The organism is Escherichia sp. KCJ4928 (genome assembly GCF_004352695.1).
Lineage (GTDB): Bacteria > Pseudomonadota > Gammaproteobacteria > Enterobacterales > Enterobacteriaceae > ECMA0423.
The window spans coordinates 1-3,095 of sequence record NZ_SJWV01000303.1; the positions used below are offsets into that span (position 1 = coordinate 1).

Genomic DNA, 3,095 nt, shown 5'->3' on the forward strand with positions numbered 1-3,095 from the left:
AGCCACAACCTGCCGCACTGACTGTCCAGGGTAAATGAACAGCCCACAAAATTTTTTACCTAAAACCCGGTAAAAAATTTTGCGTTCTGCCCAGGACAGGTGCGTCAGGCCGTGGCAGTGATGCCCCTTGCGGCGAAGGTTCTCAAACGGGTGAAGTTCATACCACAGGGAATACAGCAGCAGGTTCCCGCGAAACGTCAAAACCGCGGCTCCCGAAACTCAACGGGTGATGTTCTTTAAAAATCAGGATTTATTCCAGGCTCCGGCAATACGCATTTATGTGTTCTGTCAGCATCCGGCTGGCAGGTAATGAGAACGCAGGAACAGAAGGAGGAATACACCGGAAAACGTCAGATGCAGATATGAAAAAAGCAGGTCAGGGACCTGCTTAATCCACGCCGAAGAGACTGTGCAACCAGTCTTTAAGGCACTGTTACCAACCTGTCATAAGGAATCCATTTATGACTGTAAGCATTGTTTCACCTTCCGCAGCGGCTGTAAAGCCCCGTCGTCATACCCGTTTCAGACGCAAAGACATCCCCGCGCCGGAAATTGACCCCGTGCTGAAAGCCTTCGGGCGACACATAGCCCGGAGTTTTCGCCGGGGGCGTGGTGTACACATCCCCGCCATGAAAAACACGGCCTTCGGGCAGGTGCTCCGCACACTCGAACTGAAACGCGCTTTTAACTGATGAGGTGAGCCGCCCCGCGAGGGGCGGCAACAGACAGAAGGAGAACAGTTTATGACATTATCAGCAATCACCATGACCGCCCCGGAAGCCGCCAGCCCGGTGCAGATGTACCGCGCGACCTACTCACCGGATGATAACAAACTTCGCCTGTATGCCGTGTCACGCCTCGACCCGGAGACGTATAAAAAAGTGCATGATGCCGGTTTCCGCTGGGCACCAGAACAGGCGCTGTTTGTTGCGCCAGCCTGGACACCGGGCCGGGAAGACGTGCTCCTCTCACTTGCCGGAGAGATTGAGGATGAAGACAGCACGCTTGCTGAACGTCAGGAAGCACGGGCGGAGCGGTTTACCGGATACAGCGGAAAGCGGGCCAGTGAATCCGCGCAGGCACTTGATGAAGTGGAAAGACTGGCCGCGATGATCCCGCCCGGTCAGCCCATTCTCGTGGGGCATCACAGCGAACGCCGCGCCCGTCGTGATGCGCAGCGTATTGAAAACGGCATGAAACGTGCCGTGATGCTCTTTGAACGTGCGGAATACTGGGAAGAACGGGCGCGGTCGGCACTGCTTCACGCGAAGTATAAAGAACGTCCGGACGTTCGCTGGCGTCGTATCAAAAAAATCGAAGCTGATTTGCGCAAGGCTGAAAAGACTATCGCGCAGTCGCAGAAATATCTGACGATGTGGCGGGCTGAATCGCTGGATCTGAATATGGCAAAACTCATCAGCAGTCATGACCATATCAGCGCCTGTTTCCCGCTGGATACGTATCCGCGCCCGGCAGAAAAAAGCCAGTATGAAGGGAGCCGGTCGTTATGGTCGGCCCTGGATGATGACATCATCACCACGGAGCAGGCCCGCGAAATTGCGATCCGCTGTCATGAACGGCAGATTCAGCATCAGCAACGCTGGGTTAACCACTATCAGAACCGCCTGATCTATGAGCGTGCCATGCTGGACGAAAGCGGCGGCGTGGTTACCCGGACACAGGATTTTGAGCCGGGCGGACAGGTTTTCAGCCGGGGCGAGTGGCTGACCATCATACGCGTGAACAAAAGCAACGGGGCGGTGAGTTCAGTCACAACGCCGAATTACAGTTTTCTCGGGTACAGCGGCACGATGAAAGTGACGCCCGATCGCATCACGGACTACAAAGCACCATCGGCAGAAGAGGCTGCCGTCGCCAGCCAGGCCGCGAAGCGTCCGCCTGTTGTCAACTTTCCGGGAGAAGGTTTCCGGGAAATGACAAAGGCACAGTGGGCCGCCCTGCCCCGGGACTGTAAGGCCGTGCGCAGTGTGGCAGAAGCAGAAGACCACGGGGCATACCGCTACCGCCGCACAATGGACAATAATTTCCGCCTGGTGAATGTGTATATCACCGACATGAAAATTACGGAAATCCCGCAGAAATAAGGTATATCCCCCGGTGAAATCCCCGGGGGATGACGGAGATAATGACATGCACAGTCAGTTAAAAGAACGTATCCGGCTGATGCGCGCAAGGCTGGATAACGCCGCGCCGGTTGCTGAAATCCGGGCTGAATCTCAGCTTTTTGTGACTCCTGCCCCGGTCTGTGATCGCCTGGTGACGCTGGCGGAGATCAGCAACCGAGAGCACATTCTGGAACCCTCTGCCGGCACCGGGGCCATACTGCGGGCGATTCGTCATGTCGCGCCGGGGGCCATGTGTGATGCGGTGGAGATTAACAGCGGGCTGGTCCGGTATCTGCGGGATAATTTTAACGGTGTCAGGGTTCAGTGTGGCGACTTCATGGAATGGCAGCCGGTGCAGTATTACAGCCGGATTATCATGAATCCGCCGTTCAGTCACGGGCAGGATATCCGGCATATCCTGCGGGCCTTTTCCCTGTTGCGTCCGGGTGGTGTGCTGGTTGCCGTCTGTCTGAACGGGCCGCGCCAGCAGGAGAAGCTGTTACCGTTTTCTGACGTCCGCGAGGAGCTGCCGTGCGGCACGTTTGCTTATACCCGTGTTCCGACGATGATTATTCGTCTGCGTGCCTGATGACTCCGGGCAGGCGGGAGGATAAATGCCCGTCTGCCCGCGCCGGGAAAAGACCGCGCGCCGGTGGCGCTGAAAGGGGCCGCGCTTACGCGCCGCCCCTTTCATTACGCGGACGTTCTGATGGGGGCTTCTGTTTCTTCATGCCTGTCATTTGTCTGTTACTGATGTTGTTGTTCCTGCTACTGCTACTGTTCTTCTTTTTTCTGCTGCTCTGATTACTGTCTGTTTTGTTGTTCTCCTGCTTATGCCTTTTCCGGGCGTCCCCCTGGCGGGGCGGGCTGTCGTGAACGGAGCCAGCGGAGCTGTCTCCGCCCTGGCGGGCTTCCATCCCTGACGCAAAACCCCCGGCTTGCAGCGACCGGAACGGTCGCGCCGCCCTT

At 56.9% G+C, this 3,095-nt stretch carries 3 protein-coding genes and 1 pseudogene; 3 read left to right on the forward strand and 1 reads right to left on the reverse strand.

Annotation, left to right across the window (positions count from 1 at the left end; all coding sequences use genetic code 11):
- The first annotated feature begins 461 nt into the window (after nt 1-461).
- From E0D98_RS22855 to E0D98_RS22865, 3 genes are read left to right on the forward strand one after another with little or no spacing between them, the layout of a single operon-like run.
- Nucleotides 462-692 (forward strand): hypothetical protein, encoded by a 231-nt coding sequence (locus E0D98_RS22855; protein ID WP_047083525.1) that lies wholly within the window; start codon nt 462-464, stop codon nt 690-692.
- A gap of 51 nt (nt 693-743) precedes the next feature.
- On the forward strand, nt 744-2,105 hold the full coding sequence (locus E0D98_RS22860) for a DUF3560 domain-containing protein (RefSeq protein WP_087672685.1): 1,362 nt from the start codon (nt 744-746) through the stop codon (nt 2,103-2,105).
- A gap of 46 nt (nt 2,106-2,151) precedes the next feature.
- The gene (locus E0D98_RS22865; protein ID WP_032305464.1) at nt 2,152-2,715 is read left to right on the forward strand and encodes a class I SAM-dependent methyltransferase; all 564 of its coding nucleotides are present in this window, start codon (nt 2,152-2,154) and stop codon (nt 2,713-2,715) included.
- An 85-nt stretch (nt 2,716-2,800) separates the two neighbouring features.
- Here the strand turns inward: E0D98_RS22865 and E0D98_RS27605 are convergent.
- Nucleotides 2,801-3,095, reverse strand: a pseudogene (locus E0D98_RS27605) (hypothetical protein); the annotation flags it as partial.

Bases quoted from the DNA above. Each gene is read 5' to 3' on its own strand.
- E0D98_RS22860 (WP_087672685.1), top strand. From the start codon at position 744: ATGACATTATCAGCAATCACCATGACCGCCCCGGAAGCCGCCAGCCCG.
- E0D98_RS22865 (WP_032305464.1), top strand. From the start codon at position 2,152: ATGCACAGTCAGTTAAAAGAACGTATCCGGCTGATGCGCGCAAGGCTG.
- E0D98_RS22855 (WP_047083525.1), top strand. From the start codon at position 462: ATGACTGTAAGCATTGTTTCACCTTCCGCAGCGGCTGTAAAGCCCCGT.